The sequence below is a fragment of the Oryzomicrobium sp. genome (genome assembly GCF_036820405.1).
Taxonomy (GTDB): domain Bacteria; phylum Pseudomonadota; class Gammaproteobacteria; order Burkholderiales; family Rhodocyclaceae; genus Oryzomicrobium.
On sequence record NZ_DAISLS010000001.1, the window covers coordinates 100,942 to 117,267 of the forward strand.

At 68.2% G+C, this 16,326-nt stretch carries 16 protein-coding genes and 1 riboswitch; of the genes, 9 read left to right on the top strand and 7 right to left on the bottom strand.

Annotation, left to right across the window (positions count from 1 at the left end; all coding sequences use genetic code 11):
- Position 1 precedes the first annotated feature (1 nt).
- The 7 genes from cobI (at position 2) to V7Z98_RS00495 (ending at position 6,468) form a co-directional block, all read left to right on the top strand.
- Complete coding sequence (gene cobI / locus V7Z98_RS00465; RefSeq protein ID WP_293262893.1) at positions 2 to 781, top strand: precorrin-2 C(20)-methyltransferase; 780 nt, start codon at positions 2 to 4, stop codon at positions 779 to 781.
- Positions 774 to 1,265: a GNAT family N-acetyltransferase gene (locus tag V7Z98_RS00470; protein WP_334156572.1), complete on the top strand. Its 492-nt coding sequence runs from the start codon at positions 774 to 776 to the stop codon at positions 1,263 to 1,265. Before cobI ends, V7Z98_RS00470 begins: the two co-directional genes overlap by 8 nt.
- A gap of 2 nt (positions 1,266 to 1,267) precedes the next feature.
- Positions 1,268 to 2,044, top strand: a complete 777-nt coding sequence (locus V7Z98_RS00475; RefSeq protein WP_334156573.1) for a cobalamin biosynthesis central domain-containing protein — start codon at positions 1,268 to 1,270, stop codon at positions 2,042 to 2,044.
- The gene (locus tag V7Z98_RS00480; protein ID WP_334156574.1) at positions 2,041 to 2,457 is read left to right on the top strand and encodes a cobalamin biosynthesis protein; all 417 of its coding nucleotides are present in this window, start codon (positions 2,041 to 2,043) and stop codon (positions 2,455 to 2,457) included. Before V7Z98_RS00475 ends, V7Z98_RS00480 begins: the two co-directional genes overlap by 4 nt.
- Positions 2,458 to 2,498: 41 nt before the next feature.
- Positions 2,499 to 3,506, top strand: coding sequence for a precorrin-3B C(17)-methyltransferase (gene cobJ, locus V7Z98_RS00485; RefSeq protein ID WP_334156575.1), 1,008 nt, complete (start codon positions 2,499 to 2,501; stop codon positions 3,504 to 3,506).
- Entirely contained in the window at positions 3,503 to 3,856 is a 354-nt protein-coding gene (locus V7Z98_RS00490) for a (2Fe-2S) ferredoxin domain-containing protein (RefSeq protein ID WP_293262908.1), read from the top strand. Before cobJ ends, V7Z98_RS00490 begins: the two co-directional genes overlap by 4 nt.
- An 88-nt stretch (positions 3,857 to 3,944) precedes the next feature.
- Positions 3,945 to 4,203, top strand: a riboswitch (cobalamin riboswitch).
- Positions 4,204 to 4,356: 153 nt separating this feature from the next.
- Entirely contained in the window at positions 4,357 to 6,468 is a 2,112-nt protein-coding gene (locus V7Z98_RS00495) for a TonB-dependent receptor (protein ID WP_334156576.1), read from the top strand.
- An 81-nt stretch (positions 6,469 to 6,549) separates the two neighbouring features.
- On the opposite strand, the gene V7Z98_RS00500 is transcribed toward V7Z98_RS00495, so the two are convergent.
- The 4 genes from V7Z98_RS00500 to V7Z98_RS00515 all read right to left on the bottom strand — a co-directional run bounded on the left by V7Z98_RS00500 (position 6,550) and on the right by V7Z98_RS00515 (position 11,082).
- Positions 6,550 to 7,326, bottom strand: coding sequence for an enoyl-CoA hydratase (locus V7Z98_RS00500; RefSeq protein ID WP_293262914.1), 777 nt, complete (start codon positions 7,324 to 7,326; stop codon positions 6,550 to 6,552).
- Positions 7,327 to 7,372: 46 nt separating this feature from the next.
- Entirely contained in the window at positions 7,373 to 8,509 is a 1,137-nt protein-coding gene (locus V7Z98_RS00505; RefSeq protein ID WP_293262917.1) for an acyl-CoA dehydrogenase, read from the bottom strand.
- Between the two features lie 19 nt (positions 8,510 to 8,528).
- On the bottom strand, positions 8,529 to 9,296 hold the full coding sequence (locus V7Z98_RS00510) for a 3-hydroxyacyl-CoA dehydrogenase (protein WP_334156727.1): 768 nt from the start codon (positions 9,294 to 9,296) through the stop codon (positions 8,529 to 8,531).
- 118 nt (positions 9,297 to 9,414) lie between these two features.
- Positions 9,415 to 11,082, bottom strand: coding sequence for an AMP-binding protein (locus tag V7Z98_RS00515; protein WP_334156577.1), 1,668 nt, complete (start codon positions 11,080 to 11,082; stop codon positions 9,415 to 9,417).
- 208 nt (positions 11,083 to 11,290) lie between these two features.
- Between V7Z98_RS00515 and V7Z98_RS00520 the strand changes: the two genes are divergently transcribed.
- A complete protein-coding gene (locus V7Z98_RS00520; RefSeq protein ID WP_293262923.1) occupies positions 11,291 to 12,346 on the top strand; it encodes an AraC family transcriptional regulator in 1,056 nt (351 codons plus the stop codon).
- Between the two features lie 7 nt (positions 12,347 to 12,353).
- On the opposite strand, the gene wrbA is transcribed toward V7Z98_RS00520, so the two are convergent.
- Together wrbA and V7Z98_RS00530 are read right to left on the bottom strand one after the other, a co-directional pair.
- On the bottom strand, positions 12,354 to 12,971 hold the full coding sequence (gene wrbA, locus V7Z98_RS00525) for an NAD(P)H:quinone oxidoreductase (RefSeq protein ID WP_293262926.1): 618 nt from the start codon (positions 12,969 to 12,971) through the stop codon (positions 12,354 to 12,356).
- Between the two features lie 270 nt (positions 12,972 to 13,241).
- On the bottom strand, positions 13,242 to 14,099 hold the full coding sequence (locus V7Z98_RS00530) for a DUF1684 domain-containing protein (RefSeq protein ID WP_334156578.1): 858 nt from the start codon (positions 14,097 to 14,099) through the stop codon (positions 13,242 to 13,244).
- A gap of 174 nt (positions 14,100 to 14,273) precedes the next feature.
- On the opposite strand from V7Z98_RS00530, the gene V7Z98_RS00535 reads away from it, so the two are divergent.
- A complete protein-coding gene (locus V7Z98_RS00535; RefSeq protein WP_334156579.1) occupies positions 14,274 to 14,855 on the top strand; it encodes an NADPH-dependent FMN reductase in 582 nt (193 codons plus the stop codon).
- A 137-nt stretch (positions 14,856 to 14,992) separates the two neighbouring features.
- Here V7Z98_RS00535 and V7Z98_RS00540 read toward each other — a convergent pair whose 3' ends face one another.
- Positions 14,993 to 16,258 (bottom strand): MFS transporter, encoded by a 1,266-nt coding sequence (locus V7Z98_RS00540; protein WP_334156580.1) that lies wholly within the window; start codon positions 16,256 to 16,258, stop codon positions 14,993 to 14,995.
- Between the last annotated feature and the right edge of the window lie 68 nt (positions 16,259 to 16,326).

Consider the following 16,326-nt stretch of genomic DNA (forward strand, 5'->3'; position numbering starts at 1 on the left):
GATGACTGAGAAAAAATACGGCCGCCTCATCGGCGCCTCCCTTGGTCCCGGCGACCCCGAATTGATCACCCGCCGCGCTTGGGCCGTGCTCAACTCCGGCGCCCGCTGGCTGTACCCGGTGAAGAAGGCCGAGGAAAGCTCCTACGCCCTGTCCATCGTCACCCGGGGCGGGCTGGCAACGCCCGACGACGCGGTGGAACTGGTGTTCCCCATGACCCGGGATGCGGAAATCCTGGCCAAGGCCTGGGCCCGGGCCGCTGCCCGCACCGTGGAGCTTCTCGGCGAAGGCCGGGACTTGGTGTTCCTGGTGGAAGGCGACGCCTCCACCTTCGCCACCTTCGGCCACCTGGCCCGGGTGGTGCGGGAGCTGGTGCCGGAAGTTGAAGTGGAAACCATCCCCGGCGTGTCCTCCTTTGCTGCTGCGGCTGCCACCACCGGCACTACCCTGGCCGAGGAAGACGAAACCCTGGCGGTAATCCCCGCCGCCTACGGCGTGGAGGTCATCGACCACCTGCTGGACGAATTCGACACCCTGGTGCTGCTCAAGGTGAAGCCCCTGGTGGATGAGGTGCTGGACCTCTTGGAGCGGCGCGAGCTGCTCACCACCAGCTGCTTCATCGAAAAGGTGGGCTCCCCCGACGAGCGCATCGTGCGCGACGTGGCTTCCTTGAAGGGCGAGAAGGTGAACTACCTCTCCCTCATGCTGGTGCAAAACCCCAAGCGCCAGCGCGGCGAACTGCGCCGGGGCTGCCGCAAGCGCAAGGAAGCGGCCAGTGCTTGAGTCGATCCGCCCGGCCACCGCAGCGGATGCCGGGGCCATCGCTGCCCTCATCGGCAGCCTGACCCATTATTTCGTCGCCGACGGCAGTGCCCCGGCTGCCCAGCCTTTTCTCTCCACCTTCAGCCCGGCCGCCATCGCCGGCCTGCTGGCCGATGGGGACTACCTCTGCCTGTGCGCCGAGGAGCAGGGGCAAAAGGGTGGCCAGCTGCTCGGCGTGCTGACTCTGCACCGGCCGGCCCACCTGCACCACCTGTTCGTTGCCCCTGCCGCCCATCGCCGGGGCATTGCCCGCCAGCTATGGCAGACCCTGGAACCCCACCTCGATCCGGCCATGCCGGTGACGGTCAATTCCTCCGAATACGCAGTACCGGTCTATCAACGCCTAGGCTTTGCCGCCACCGCCGGGGTGCAGCAGCGCAACGGCGTGCGTTATGTGCCAATGCAGCGCCCGCCTTTCCCCAACCCGGCCGCAACCCCAAAATAAGAATGATCCAACACCTCCCCTTCCCCAACGAGAGAATCGCCGTCGTCTCCATCACCCGCCACGGCATCGCCCTGGCGGGCAAGGTGGTAGCGGCCCTGCCCGGCGCCCACCTGTTTGCCCCGGAAAAATTCCGGGCCGAGGCGGAAGCCGCTGCTCCCGGTGTCGCCTCCTGCTACAGCGGCAAGACCGGCGACCAGATTCCCGCCCTTTTCGCCAACTTCGACGGCATCGTCGCCATCGTCTCCCTGGGCGCCCTGGTGCGCCTCATCGCCCCCCACCTCAAGGACAAGGAACAGGACCCGGGCGTGGTGGTGGTGGACGAGGCCGGCCGCTTTGCCATCCCCATGCTCTCCGGCCACCTGGGCGGCGCCAACGCCCTGGCCGGCATCCTGGCCGCAAACCTGGGCGCCACGCCGGTGCTCACGACCGCCTCCGATTCCCGCCAGACCCTGGGCGTGGACCTGCTGGGACGGGAACTGGGCTGGACCTTCGAGGCCAGCCACGACGAAGTGGTGAAAGCCAGCGCCGCCGTGGTAAACGACGAGCCGGTGGCCCTGGTGCAGGAAGCCGGCAGCCCCGACTGGTGGCCCCGCCACGCCAACGGCCGCAGCGGCCCGGTGCCCGCCAACATCAAACGGTTCAGCCGCCTGGAAGACGTGAATCTCGACGCCGTCGCCGCCGTGCTGTGGATCAGCCACCGTACCCTGCCGCCGCAACTGGCGCCCCGCCTGGCGGGCCGCCTGGTCACCTACCGGCCGCCCGTGGAGCAAGGCGTTTGAGCGACGAATACCAGGCCAGCCGGAAAGTGGCCCTGGGCCTTGGCTGCGACCGGGGCACCCCGGAAGCCACCATTGCCCAGGCGGTGCAGGAGGCCCTGGCCGCCGCCGGCCTCGCCCCTGAACAGGTGGCGGCGGGCGCCAGCATCACCTTGAAGGCGGACGAGGTGGGGCTGCTCGGTTTTGCCGAGCGTTTCGGCCTCACCCTCGCCTTCTACCCGCCGGAAGTGCTGGCCACCGTGCCCGTGCCCAACCCGTCGGAGACGGTACGCAAATACACCGGCACCCCTTCCGTCTCGGAGGCTGCCGCCCTGCTGGCCGCCGGCACCGACATGAGCCGGCTGCTGATCGAAAAACACAAGCTGCGGGGCCCGGACGGGCGCAATGCCACCGTCTCCATCGCCCTGCTGCCCTGAGCCCGACAACTGCATTCACTGAAATTCCGAGGAGCGACTTCATGAGCGAAATTCAAACAAGCGGCAACACCGACGCCCCGGCCAAGACCGGCAAGATCATGCTGGTGGGCCTGGGCCCCGGCGCCGTGGACCACATGACCGGCCGCGCCCGGGCCGCCATCGCCGAAGCCGATACCATCATCGGCTACGTCACCTACGTGCGCCTGGTGGCTGACCTGATCGACGGCAAGGAAGTGATCAAGAAGTCCATGACCGAGGAGCTGGACCGGGCCATCGAAGCCCTGGACCGGGCCAAGCAGGGCAAGAAGGTGGCGTTGATCTCCTCCGGCGACGCCGGCGTGTACGGCATGGCCGGCCCCACCTTCGAGGTGCTGTTCCAGGCCGGCTGGACGCCCGATTCCGACATCGAGGTGGAAATCGTCCCCGGCGCTTCGGCGCTCAACACCTGCGCCGCCCTCGTTGGCGCCCCCCTGACCCACGATTTCTGCGCCATTTCCCTCTCGGACCTGCTCACCCCCTGGCCCACCATCGCCCGCCGCCTGGACGCCGTGGCCTACGCCGACTTCGTGGTGGCCCTCTACAACCCCAAGAGCGGCCGCCGCACCCGCCAGATTCAGGAAGCCCAGCGCATCTTCCTGCGCCACCGCGACCCGAACACCCCGGTGGCCATCGTCAAGAGCGCCTTCCGTCCCAAGCAGCGCCTGGAATTCACCACCCTGGAAAAGATGGCCGAGGCCGACATCGGCATGCTGTCCACCGTGCTCATCGGCAACTCCAACACCTTCTTCCGCGGCGGCCTGATGGTCACGCCCCGGGGCTACGCCAACAAGTACGCGGTGGAAGACGGCGAGCGCGCCACCAAGGACGGCGAGAAGGCCGGCCGGTCCCTGTCCACCGGCCTCAACGGCTGGCTGGAAGCCATTCGCGAGAGCGGCAAGAGCGCCGCCGAGCTGGCCCGCGAGTACCGTCTGCCCGAGGACTACATTGCTTCCGCCCTGGCTGCCGGCCCGGAAGAGGACGTCGCCGAAAGCGCCGAGGCCGAGGCATGAGCGAGGCGGTCAAACCCAAGATCGGGGCCTACCGGCGCCACCTGCTGGTATGCACCGGCCCCCGCTGCACCGAGAACGGCGAGGGCCAGGCCCTTTTCGACAGCCTGGGCGACAAGCTCAAGGCCGCCGGCCTGACCGAGGGCGATCTGCGGGTGAAGCGCTCCCGGGTCAATTGCTTCGCCGCCTGCAAGGGCGGCCCGGTGATGTGCGTGCAGCCCGACGGCACCTGGTACTACAACGTTACCGCCGCAAACATGGACCGCATCGTCGCCGAGCATCTGCGGGATGGCCGGCCCGTGGCCGATCTGGTGTTCCATCAGGGGCCCGGCGACTGCGCGGATGCGGAGTGATCGGTCTCAATAAACGTTGAAAAACGGCGCGGCGGCCCGGCCCGAGGCCGCCGATTGCCGCCGCAGTGCGCAGCAAATACCCCATCGGGCAAACAACAAACCAGCAGGTGCCCGCGGCAACGCGGGTGAAACGGGAACAGGGTGCGCGGCGAGCTCCTCGCCGCCAAGCCCTGGCTGCCCCCGCAACGGTAAGCGAGTGCGGAACGGTCATGCCCCTTCCTCCCCGGAAGGCGCAGCCACTGTGGTCATCGGGTTTGTCGGAGCAATGCTCCGCCAGGCTCGCCCCATGGGAAGGCGATCGTTCAAGACCCGCAAGCCCGGAGACCGGCCTGCTGCAATCCAGAGCGCCTTGGGAAGGGCGCCGAACCATGCGACCGGCTGCGGGGATGCAGACGAAAGCGCGACGACGCAGGGATATGTCGAGGTGCAGGTGGGTCAAGGCCCGCCACTCGCCTCCGCGCGCTTCCGTCATCGGCCGGGTCGCCGAACGGGAGTCTTTCATGAAGCATCGCCACACAGCCGGGCGCACCCGCCTCCGGCTCAACCGCTGGTCATGGCTGCTGGCCGCCCTGCCCTTCCAGGCCATGGGCGCCGAAACCCTGGGCGAAGTCACCGTCCAGGCCAGCAAGCAGGCCCTGGTCGGCATCGCCGACACCGCCAGCGAAGGCAGCGTCAGCGCCGAACAACTGGCCAACCGGCCTCTGCTGCGCCCGGCCGAGGTGCTCGAAGCCGTGCCGGGGCTGATCGTCACCCAGCATTCCGGCGACGGCAAGGCCAACCAGTACTTTCTGCGCGGCTTCAACCTGGACCACGGCAGCGACTTTGCCACCAGCGTCCTGGGTATGCCGGTGAACATGGTCAGCCATGCCCACGGCCAGGGCTACATGGACCTCAACTTCCTGATTCCCGAGCTGGTCAGCGGCATCCAGTACCGCAAGGGAGTCTATGCGGTGGAGGACGGCGATTTTTCCGCCACCGGCTCGGCGCGCATCGACTATCAGCGTGCCCTGCCGTCCAACTTCGTCGAGCTGGGCGCCGGCCAGAACGGCTACCGGCGCGCCCTGGGCGCCGCCAGCATGCCCTTGGGTGGGCTGACTTTCCTCGGTGCCGTGGAGGCATCGAGCAACAACGGTCCCTGGGAGCAGCCCGAGCACCTGGGCCGCACCAACGCCGTGCTGCGCCTGTCGTCCGGCACCGCCCGGGACGGTTACTCGATCTCGGCCCTGGCCTACGAGGCCCGCTGGACCGCCACCGAGCACGTGCCGGAACGGGCCATCGCCAGCGGCGAGATCGGCCGCTACGGCGCCCTGTCGCCCAAGGACGGCGGCAGCACCCACCGCTATAGCCTGTCCGGCGAATGGGCCGCCAGCGGCAGCCAGTTCGGTGTGGACACCGCCACCCAGGCCAGCGTGTACGTCATCGACTACGGCCTCAACCTGTTCAGCAGCCCTTCCGGCTTCATCAACGGCCCCCAGGGCGACCAGCACGAGCAGGCCGACCGGCGCACCGTGTGGGGCGGCCAGGCCAGCCGCAGCTGGTTCCTCGGCCCCCGGCTGCTGGATTCGGAACTGGTGCTGGGCGGCCAACTGCGCCGCGACGAGATCGGCAGCGTCGGCCTCTACGACACCGTGCTGCGCCAGCGCACCGATACTGTCCGGGAAGACCGCATCCGCCAGACCGCCACGGCGCTCTACACGGCGCTGAAGACTCCCTGGCTGCCCTGGCTGCGTTCCACCCTGGGCCTGCGCCACGACCAGATCCGCGCCGAGGTGACGCCCCTGGCCGGCGTCTTCAACATGGACAACGGCGGCAGCGCCACGGGCCGCCAGACCAGCCCCAAGCTCGGCGTGGCCTTCGGCCCCTTCTCCGGCACCGAGTACTACGCCAACTGGGGCCGGGGCTTCCACAGCAACGACGCCCGGGGCGCCACGGCCCGGGTCAATCCCAAGGACGGCACGCCGGTGGACGCGGTGCCCCTGATGGTGCGCACCCAGGGCAGCGAGATCGGGGTGCGCACCACCCTGTTGCCGGGCTGGCAATCCACCCTGGCCGTGTGGCGCATGGACCTGGATTCGGAGCTGGTGTTCGTCGGCGACGAGGGCGTCACCGAGCCCCGGGGCGCCTCGCGCCGCCATGGGCTGGAATGGTCGAACAGCGTCGCCCTGGGCCGGGGTTTCCTGCTCGACGCCGACCTGGCCCTGTCCCAGGCCCGCTTCAAGACGCCGGTCAACGGCGGCGACCGGGTGCCCAACGCCATTCCGCGCACCGCATCCGTGGCCCTGAGCTACGACCAGGGCGGCCCCTGGTCCGGCGGCCTGCGCCTGCGCTACCTGGGGGCCTACGATCTGGAGGAGACGGGCCAGGAGAAATCGTCCCCGTTCTGGATGGCCAACCTGCGGCTCGGCTACCGCTTCGACCGGCGGGTCCAGCTGACCCTGGACGTGCTCAACCTGTTCGACCGCAAGGCCAACGACATCGAGTACTGGGGCGGGGCCTGCACCCGCAACGAACTGAACGCCGGGGCCTGCGGCGGCGGCACCGGCATCGACGGCCGGCTGATCCACCCTCTGGAGCCGCGCACGGTGCGGCTGGGGCTGCGCATCGGCTTCTGATCCCCGAAACACTAAGTACGAAGCACAAAACGAAAACCCCCGGCCTGGACCGGGGGTTTTCGTTGCGGCGGAGAACGGCGATTAGCTGTTCTTGAAGCTGGGCTTGCGCTTTTCGACGAAGGCGGCCATGCCTTCCTTCTGGTCGTCCAGGGCGAAGCAGCTGTGGAAGGCGCGGCGCTCGAACAGCAGGCCTTCGGCCAGGCCGGATTCGAAGGCGCGGTTGACGCTTTCCTTGATCATCATCACCACCGGCAGGGAGTACTCGGCGATCTGGGCGGCCGCGGTCAGGGCCTCGTCGAGCAGCTTGTCGGCGGGGACCACGCGGGACACCAGGCCGGCGCGCTCGGCTTCCTCGGCGCCCATCATGCGGGCGGTCAGGCACAGGTCCATGGCCTTGGCCTTGGACACGGCGCGGGGCAGGCGCTGGGTGCCGCCGGCGCCGGGCAGGATGCCCAGCTTGACTTCGGGCTGGCCGAACTTGGCGGTGTCGGCGGCGATGATGATGTCGCAGGTCATCGCCAGTTCGCAGCCGCCGCCCAGGGCGAAGCCGGCCACCGCGGCGATGATCGGCTTGCGGCAGGTCTTCACCTTTTCCCAGTTGCGGGTGATGTAGTCGCCCTTGTAGGCATCCATGTAGCTGAACTGGGCCATCATGCCGATGTCGGCGCCGGCGGCGAAGGCCTTCTCGGAGCCGGTGATGACCACCGCGCCGATGCCTTCGTCGGCTTCGAACACGGCCAGGGCGGCACCCACTTCGTCCATCAGGGCGTCGTTGAGGGCGTTCAGCTGCTTGGGCCGATTGAGGGTGATGAGGCCCACCTTGCCGCGGGTCTCGACCAGAATGTTTTCGTAACTCATGTCTCGTTGATCCTGTTGTGGTTGCCGATCGGTCTCGGCCCCAGCCTTATTCGCTGGCGATGGAGCGGCCGATCACCAGGCGCTGGATGTCGTTGGCACCCTCGTAGATCTGGCAGATGCGCACGTCCCGATAGATGCGTTCCACCGGGAAGTCGGCAGTATAGCCAACCCCGCCGTGAATCTGGATGGCGTCGGAGGCGATCTTCTCGGCGGCTTCCGAGGCGAACATCTTGGCCATGGAAGCTTCCTTCAGGCAGGGCTGGCCGGCGTCCTTGAGTTGGGCGGCACGCCACACCATCAGGCGGGCGGCGTCGAGCAGGGTGGCCATGTCGGCCAGGCGGAAATTCACCGCCTGGTGCTCGATGATCGGCACGCCGAAGGTGACCCGCTCCTTGGCGTAGCGCACGGCGGCCTCATAGGCGGCCCGGGCCATGCCGATGGACTGGGCGGCGATGCCGATGCGGCCGGCTTCCAGATTGGACAGAGCGATCTTGTAGCCCTCCCCTTCCTTGCCCAGCAGGGCGGAGGCGGGAACGCGGCAATCCTCGAAGATGATCTGCACGGTGTCGGAAGCGTGCTGGCCCATCTTCTCTTCGGTGCGGCCGACGACGAAGCCCTTGGTGTCGGTGGGCACCAGGAAGCAGGAGATGCCCTTCTTGCCGGCGGCCTTGTCGGTGACGGCGAAGACGATGGCCATGTGGGCGTGCTTGCCGGTGGTGATGAATTGCTTGACGCCGTTGAGCACGAAATGGTCGCCGTCCCGGTCGGCCCGGGTGGTGATGGCGGCGGCGTCGGAGCCGGTGTGGGGTTCGGTCAGGCAGAAGCAGCCGAGCTTTTCACCCCGGGCCAGAGGCTTGAGCCACTCTTCCTTCTGGGCATCGCTGCCGTACTTCATGGTGATGCCGCAGGCCAGGGAGTTCTGCACCGAGACGATGGTGGAGGTGGCGCCGTCGCCGGCGGCGATCTCTTCCAGGGTCAGCACCAGGCTCATGTAGTCCATGCCGGCGCCGTCCCACTCCTCGGGCACCACCATGCCCAGGGCACCCAGCTCGCCCAACTCCTTGAGGGCCTGAGCGGGGAAGGTGTGGTTCTTGTCCCACTCGGCGGCGAAGGGGGCCAGGCGCTCCTGCGCGAAGGCGCGCATGGTGTCCCGGATCATCTGATGTTCTTGATTAAGAATCATCGCTAATTCCTTGTTTAAATTACTTTGCCGCCATGCGGATGGAACCATCGAGGCGAATCACTTCGCCGTTCAGGTAGCTGTTTTCTGCGATGTGCTTGACCAGGGAGGCGTACTCCGCCGGCTTGCCCAGGCGCGAGGGGAAGGGAACCATCTTGCCCAGAGCGTCCTGCACTTCGGCAGGCATGCCGAGCAGCATCGGGGTTTCCATGATGCCCGGGGCAATGGTCATGACGCGGATGCCGGAGCGGGCCAGTTCCCGGGCGATAGGCAGGGTCAGGGCGACGATGCCGCCCTTGGAGGCGGCGTAGGCGGCCTGGCCGATCTGGCCGTCGAAGGCGGCCACCGAGGCGGTGCTGACGATCACGCCGCGCTCGCCCTGACCGTTGGGCTCATTCTTGGCCATGGCTTCGGCGGCCAGGCGGATCATGTTGAAGCTGCCCACCAGGTTGATGTTGATGACCTTGGCGAAACTGGCCAGACGGTGGGGGCCTTCCTTGCCCAGCACCTTCTCGGCGGGGGCCACGCCGGCACAGTTGACCAGGCCATCGACCTTGCCGAAGGCGGCCACGGCCGCATCCACGGCCCCCTTGGCGCTGGCTTCGTCGGCCACGTCGGTCTGCACGAAGCGGACGTTGGCGCCCAGCTCGGCAGCCAGGGCCTGGCCGGCCTCGGCGTTCATGTCGGCGAGCACGGCGCGGCCGCCGGCTTGCACCACCATGCGGGCGGTGGCGGCACCCAGGCCGGAAGCACCGCCGGTGACGATGAAGACGCTGTTTTCGAGTTGCATGGAGTCGTCCTTCTTAGTGGAGTGTTGGGAGTTGTGCATGGTGCCGCGCCCGCATGGGGCGGGCGCGGCGGAACAGGGCCCCGGGGACCACCTTAGGCCGTCCCCGGGGATTCGGCAATCAGGAGTGCTGGGCCGGCGGATTGACCTTTTCGGCCTCCTGCTTGCGCAGCAGGAAGCGCTGGATCTTGCCGCTGGGGGTCTTGGGCAGTTCGGCGACGAATTCGATTTCCCGCGGATAGGCGTGGGCGGCCAGGCGGTGCTTGACGTACATCTGTAGTTCCTCGGCCAGTTCCGGGCTGGCCTTGTAGCCGTCGCGCAGGATGACGAAGGCCTTGACCAGCTCGGTGCGCTCCGGGTCGGGCTTGCCCACCACGGCGGTTTCCATCACCGCCTCGTGCTCGATCAGGCAGCTTTCCACGTCGAAGGGGCCGATGCGGTAGCCCGACGAGGTGATGATGTCGTCGCTGCGGCCGACGAAGCTGATGCTGCCGTCGTCGTTCAGTTCCACGGTGTCGCCGGTCAGGTAGTAGGGGCCGACGAAGGACTTGGTGTCCTGCTGCCAGTAGCCGGGGAACCAGAACAGGGGCGATTGGGATCGGTCCACCGCCAGGATGCCGGGCTTGCCCGGGGGCAGTTCCACCGCTTCGCCGCCCTCTTCCGCCACCACCGCCACCCGGTAACCGGGCAGGGCAAAGCCGGCGGAACCGGGCTGGACGTGGTGCTTCAGGGCATGGTGGTTGCACACCACCATGGCGATTTCGGTCTGGCCGTAGTGGTCATAGATCGGGCAGGCCAGGTGCTCCTCGAACCAGCGGATCACTTCCGGGTTGAGGGGTTCGCCGGCGCTGCTCACCACCCGCAGCTTGCCCTTCACCGGCAGGGCCGCCTGTTCGCCGGCGGCGATCAGCAGGCGGTAGGCGGTGGGGGCGCCGGCCAGGTTGGTGATCTTGTACTTCTCGATCATCCGGTAGGTGGATTCCACCGTGAACGGGCCGTCGTAGAAGGTGGTGGCGTGGCCTTGCAGCAGGGGGCCGGTGACGCCGAAGTACAGGCCGTAGGCCCAGCCCGGGTCGGCGATGTTCCAGTAGACGTCGCCGTGGCGCAGATCCACCGCCTGGCGCATGTACTGGCCCAGGCCCATCAGGGCCTTGATCGGCACCGGCACACCCTTGGCGAGGCCGGTGGTGCCGGAGGTGAACAGCATCATGCACAGGTCGTCGCCGCGCAGCATGACCGGGGCGAATTCGGTGGATTGCTTGTCCACCTCGGCCCAGAAGTCGGCGTCGCCGGCAGCCAGGGTGGCGTTGCTGCGCACCACGGTGAGCACCGGCGGGCAGCCGTGCACGTCGTCGAGCTTGCTGCGGTTGACGCTGTCGGTCACCACCAGCTTGGCTTCGCTGCGGTCGAGGCGGTATTCGATGGCCTTGGGGCCGAAGGCGGTGAACAGAGGTTGATAGACAGCTCCGGCACGCCAGGTGCCGAGAATGACCATCAGCAGTTCCGGCACCCGGGGCATCAGCCCGGCCACTCGGTCGCCCGGTTTCACGCCCCGGCTCACCAGGTAGTTGGCGAACTTGGCGGAGAGCTCCTTGAGCTGGGCGAAGGTGTAGGTAGCGGAATCGCCGTCCTTGCCTTCCCATTGCAGCGCCACCTTGCCCGGGGCCACGTGGCGGTCACAGCATTCGTAACAGGCGTTGATGCCCTTTTCCAGATCGCCGTCGAACAGGGCGGCCACGTCCTCGACGCGGAAATTGGCAATGGCGTCGGCGTAATTGGGAATGCTCATGGTGTCTCTCTCGCTCCTTCGGGCAATTCTGGAAATTCTGGCAACACGTCCGGATGCCCACGGACGCCCGGAAAACGCAGAGTCTAGAAAGCCCCCGGCCCCCTCTCCATGCCAAAATCGGTCAAAATGACTGAGCGTTTTTGCCATACTGCAAAGCAGCATCCCGCCCTGCCCCGCTCCCACCTGTCTCCCACCGTCGTTTCCGTCCATGCCCGCCGCCGCTTCCACCGCCCTCACCGCTTCCGAAAAGGGCACCATCGCCGTCAATTTCGTCAATGAAGCCCTGCTCGTGGCCCGGCAGCGGGGGATCGGCGTGGACGCCCTGCTGGCCGAGGCCGGCATTGCCCCGCGCCTGCTCGACGTGCCCCAGGCCCGGGTCTCCGCCGGCCAGTACGCCATCCTGTGGCACGGCCTGACCCGGGTGCTTGACGACGAATTCTTCGCCATGGACTCCCACGGCATGAAGCCCGGCTGCTTCACCCTGCTCGGCCACGCCACCCTGGACGCTCCCAACCTGGGCCGGGCCCTGACCCGGGCCCTGCGCTTCTTCGGCCTGGTGCTCGACGACCTGGGCGGTTCCCTGGAGGTGCGCGACGGCCGGGCCGAATTGACCCTGCACCAGCACCGGGGGCCGCAGCGCTTCTTCGCCCACGCCACCTTCCTGCTGCTGCTGTTCGGCCTGGCCTGCTGGCTGGTGGGCCGGCGCATCCCCTACCAGTCGGTGGTGTTCCGCGATGCCCTGCCGCCGGGCACCGAGGATGAATACCGGGTGTTCTTCGGCCCCAGTTTGAGCGACGGCGGGCCGGCCACGGTGGTGGCCTTCGACGCCCGCTACCTGACCCTGCCGGTGGTGCAGAACGAACGTACCCTCAAGGAATTCCTGCGCGAAGCCCCGGCCAACCTGCTGGTGAAGTACCGCAACCCGCGCAGCCTCACCGCCCGCCTGCGCCACCGCCTGCGCCAGACCGCGCCGGCCGATTGGCCCGACCTGGAACGCATGGCCCGGCATCTGAACATGGCCGCCTCGACTCTGCGCCGCCATCTGGAGGACGAAGGCCAGTCCTACCAGTCGATCAAGGACGAACTGCGCCGCGACCTGGCCCTGGACCTGCTCGGCCACACCTCGCGCAGCGTGCTCGACGTGGCCATGGAACTGGGCTTCGCCGAGGCCAGCGCCTTCCACCGGGCCTTCCGCAAATGGACCGGCACCCGCCCCGGGGAATACCGCCGGCGGTTCCAGGGCGGCGCCGGACTCGGCGAATGAAGTGCCGTCAGCCCTTCAGCTTGGCAGCGATCTGGGCCACGTGGCGGCCCTGGAAGCGGGCGATGGCCAGCTCGTTTTCGCTCGGCTGGCGGGAACCGTCGCCGCCGGTGAGGGTGGAACTGCCGTAGGGGCTGCCGCCGGTGATTTCGGCCATGGTCATCTGCCGGGCTTCCGAATAGGGCACGCCGACGATCACCATGCCCTGGTGCAGCAGGGTGGTATGAAAGCTGAGGATGGTGGATTCCTGCCCGCCGTGCTGGGTGGCGGTGCTGGTGAACACGCTGCCCACCTTGCCGATCAGCCCGCCCTTCATCCACAGGCCGCCGGTCTGGTCGAGAAAGTTGCGCATCTGGGCGCACATGTTGCCGAAGCGGGTCGGGGTGCCGAAGATGATGGCGTCGGCTTCCGCCAGCTGCTCCGGTGCAATCACCGGAAGGTGGGCAAAGGCTGCCTGCCGGGCCTTGGCGCCACTTTTCTCCAACACCTCGTCGGGCACCAGCTCGGGTACCCGCCACACGGTCACCTCGGTATCCGCCACTTCCCGGGCACCGGCCGCCACGGCCTCGGCCATGGTGTGGATGTGGCCGTACATGCTGTAGAACACCACTTGGATTTTCGTTGCCATCGCGTTGCCCCTCTCGGTGCGCGCATTGCGCGGGTTGAAAAGCTCGGCCGGACGCGGCGCAACCGCCGGAACCCCGAGAGGCGCGCCACCGGTCCAGCGGGTGGAACACCGGGTTGACCCGGACGCCCGGCTGGCGTTCCGGCGGCGTAGCGATAACGCTGCCGCCGGAAGGTGCCCGTGACGCTGCAACAAAGGCCCAGGCACGAAATGACGGTGCCCGCTCCATGGGCGGGCACCGCTTCCGACGGACTGCGATGGTGCCTCGGCGGATCAGCCGTGGCCGGCGTACTTTTTCTCGCCGGCGGAGATGGCGATCTTCAACCAGTTTTCCGGCGGCGGCAGGGGGCAGGTGGCGAAGGGGGTGAAGGCACAGGGCGGGTTGTAGGCCCGGTTGAAGTCCAGCACCAGCCGGCCGTCCCGAGGCGGTGCGGTGCGCAGGAAGCGGCCGGCGCCATAGGTGTCCCGGCCTGCCCCCAGGTCGCGGAAGACGAAGAAATAGCCGTCCTCGCCCTCTTCCATGGGCAACAACTCGTGGCGCTGGCCGTCCCGCTCGAACACGGCCCGGCCATGAACCACGACAGTCTTCAGTTCGCCGGTGACGCTGGGCACCTCCATGGATTGGGGCGGGGCCAGGGGCTCCCAGACGGCGGCCACCTGCCAGGCCGGGTCGAAGGGAAAATAATCCAGGCCGGCGAAGGGTTCGTGGGCCTGCCAGCCCAGGTCGCGCAGACGCACCGCCAGCTTGCCGTCCCGGGCGATCACGAAGAAGCGCAGGTCGCCCACGGCCACGGTGTCCGGCGCACCTGCCGCGTCGGTGGCCAGGACGATGCCGTCCACGCCTGCGGTGTGGCTTTCAGCACCGGACTCGATGTGTGCCGGGCTGCCCGGAGCGGGGCGCCACAGCAGGCTCGCGGCGCTGCTGCCGTCCCACACGAGGTCGCCCAGGTGGGCCGGGCCCTCGGGCAACGCCACGGCGCTGCCGGGGGCGCTGCCGACCCGGTTGGCGCCGGGCTCCAGCCAGATCAAGCCGATCAGGCCGAGCCAGCTGTCGGGGCTGGACAGTTCGGCGCGGCGCCGGTCGCACCAGTGCTGCCAGCGGTCCAGGGGCGTGGCGGGGGCGTGGGACATGGGAAGGCTCCAGTAAAGCAGGATGGTCGATGGGGCTGCACGGCGAGAACCCCGCCATGATACGGCCCGGAAATGGTCCTTCGGAATGGGTAGCGGGCTGGTCGCCCCGAACTTACCGGGTAACCGGGACTCTGACTTTCGTCATAGTTCAGCCCGCCCGGGCGAGGAAATGCCATGAGTGCCATCCCCGTGAAGCTGGTCGTGCTGGTGGGCAGCGTCCGCCAGGGTTCCTACAACGCCGCGGTGGCCCGGGCCCTCGGGCAGCTGGCACCGCCGGGGATGTCGCTGGAAATCCTGCCCTCGGTGGCGGGCTACCCGATCTACGACGCCGATCTCCAGGCGGTGGGCTTTCCCGAGGTGGTGACGCGCACGGCGGATGCGATCCGGGCCGCCGACGGGCTGGTGATCGTCACCCCGGAATACAACTACTCGGTGCCCGGCGGGCTCAAGAACGCCATCGACTGGCTGTCGCGGCTTTCGCCCCAGCCCCTGGCGGCCAAGCCGATCCTGATCCAGAGCGCCTCCATGGGCGTGTTCGGCGGCGCCCGGGCCCAGTATCACCTGCGCCAGATCCTGGTCTTTCTCAACGGCCAGGTGATGAACACGCCGGAAGCCATGGTAGGCGCCGCCCATACCAAGGTGAACGCCAACGGCCAGCTCACCGACGCGCTGACCCGGGATTTCCTGGCCAAGCAGCTACGCCACTTCCACACCTTCGTGCGCCGCTGCGCCGCCGGTGCAACGATCCCCGATTGAGGCAGCCGCAAAAAGCCGCCACCCCGAGAGCCAATACTGGCGCGGGGTTCGGGGCGGCATGATTCAAGATCGTTGCACGGCGCGGCATTCCAGAGGGGGCTTTTGAAACCCCGCGCCAGTATTGGCTTTCCGGCCGGTCAGGCGTTGGCCGGCGGCGGAATGCGGCGTAGATGCACGGCGATGCCCACCCCGGCCAGCAGGCACAGGGCCAGCACCCCGGCCACGCCGAACCAGCCGTCGAACCCCCAGGCCAGGCCCGAGGCCCAGCCCAGCACCCCGGCGCCCAGGTAATAGAAGGTCAGATACAGGGCCGAGGCCAGGCCCCGGGCATGGGTGGCGCGGCGCCCCACCCAACTGCTCGCCACCGAGTGGCTGGCAAAGAAGCCGAAGGTGAGCAGCACCACCCCCAGGACGATGGTCGCCAAGTGCGACACCAGGGTGGTCAGCACCCCCGCCAGCATCAGCAGCATGGTGGCCCACATCACCTGGCGGCGCCCCAGCCGGTCGGCCAGCCGGCCGGTCCACGTGGCGGCCACCGGCCCCACCAGATAGACCATGAACACTGCCCCGGCCAGGGCCGGCCGCAGGTTGAACGGGGCCTCGCCCAGATGGTAGGCCAGGTAGTTGTAGGTGCTGGTGAAGCAACCCATGATCAAAAAGCCCAGGGCGAACAGCCAGCGCAGACCCGGGTCGCCCAGGTGGGCCGCCGCGTCGCGGCGCAGGGTGGCGAGCAGGTCGCGCCACGGCCCCGGGGTGGGGGTGAAATGGCGCGAGCGGGGCACGCTCTTGAGGAACATCACCGAGGCGCACAGGCCGAAAATGCCCAGGGTGACCATCACCGTGCGCCACGAGGCCATGTCCCCCAGGGCCGAGGCCACCAGGCGGCCGCTCATACCACCCATGGAGTTGCCGGCGATGTAGAGGCCCATGGAATAGCCCAGGGAATTGGGCTCCACCTCCTCGCTCAGATAGGCCATGGCCACCGCCGGCACCCCGGCCAGGACCATGCCTTGCAGGGCGCGCCAGAAGAGCAGCTGGGAAAAGCCCTCGGAAGCGGCGGAAATCAGGGTGAACAAAGCCACCAGGGCCAGGCCGCCGACCATGATCGGCTTGCGCCCCAGGCGGTCGGCCAGGATGCTGGCCGGAATCAGGGCGAAGGCCAGGGCCGCGGTGGCCACCGACACCACGCCGCTGGCGGAAGCCGGCGACAGATCGAATTCCTGGGAGAACATGGGCATCAGCGGCTGGGCGCCGTGGAGCATGGCGAACACCGAAAAGCCGCCGACGAACATGGCCCGGCTGACCTTGCGGAATTCGGGAGTGCCGCTCTTGATGCGGGTGGATTCGATCTCGGCCTCGGCCTTGGGCGCGGTTGCAGGTGAAACGCTGGCAGCGGGGGGCATGGAGGGGGCGGTAAGGGCGGAAGCGGCTGGCACGGCGGTTTGGCGGTTCGGCGCTTGGGTGGAATGGG

Bases quoted from the DNA above. Each gene is read 5' to 3' on its own strand.
- cobI (WP_293262893.1), top strand. From the start codon at position 2: ATGACTGAGAAAAAATACGGCCGCCTCATCGGCGCCTCCCTTGGTCCC.
- V7Z98_RS00540 (WP_334156580.1), bottom strand. From the start codon at position 16,258: ATGCCCCCCGCTGCCAGCGTTTCACCTGCAACCGCGCCCAAGGCCGAG.
- V7Z98_RS00520 (WP_293262923.1), top strand. From the start codon at position 11,291: ATGCCCGCCGCCGCTTCCACCGCCCTCACCGCTTCCGAAAAGGGCACC.
- V7Z98_RS00530 (WP_334156578.1), bottom strand. From the start codon at position 14,099: ATGTCCCACGCCCCCGCCACGCCCCTGGACCGCTGGCAGCACTGGTGC.
- V7Z98_RS00515 (WP_334156577.1), bottom strand. From the start codon at position 11,082: ATGAGCATTCCCAATTACGCCGACGCCATTGCCAATTTCCGCGTCGAG.
- V7Z98_RS00475 (WP_334156573.1), top strand. From the start codon at position 1,268: ATGATCCAACACCTCCCCTTCCCCAACGAGAGAATCGCCGTCGTCTCC.
- V7Z98_RS00500 (WP_293262914.1), bottom strand. From the start codon at position 7,326: ATGAGTTACGAAAACATTCTGGTCGAGACCCGCGGCAAGGTGGGCCTC.
- V7Z98_RS00535 (WP_334156579.1), top strand. From the start codon at position 14,274: ATGAGTGCCATCCCCGTGAAGCTGGTCGTGCTGGTGGGCAGCGTCCGC.
- V7Z98_RS00505 (WP_293262917.1), bottom strand. From the start codon at position 8,509: ATGATTCTTAATCAAGAACATCAGATGATCCGGGACACCATGCGCGCC.
- V7Z98_RS00495 (WP_334156576.1), top strand. From the start codon at position 4,357: ATGAAGCATCGCCACACAGCCGGGCGCACCCGCCTCCGGCTCAACCGC.
- cobJ (WP_334156575.1), top strand. From the start codon at position 2,499: ATGAGCGAAATTCAAACAAGCGGCAACACCGACGCCCCGGCCAAGACC.
- V7Z98_RS00490 (WP_293262908.1), top strand. From the start codon at position 3,503: ATGAGCGAGGCGGTCAAACCCAAGATCGGGGCCTACCGGCGCCACCTG.
- wrbA (WP_293262926.1), bottom strand. From the start codon at position 12,971: ATGGCAACGAAAATCCAAGTGGTGTTCTACAGCATGTACGGCCACATC.
- V7Z98_RS00510 (WP_334156727.1), bottom strand. From the start codon at position 9,296: ATGCAACTCGAAAACAGCGTCTTCATCGTCACCGGCGGTGCTTCCGGC.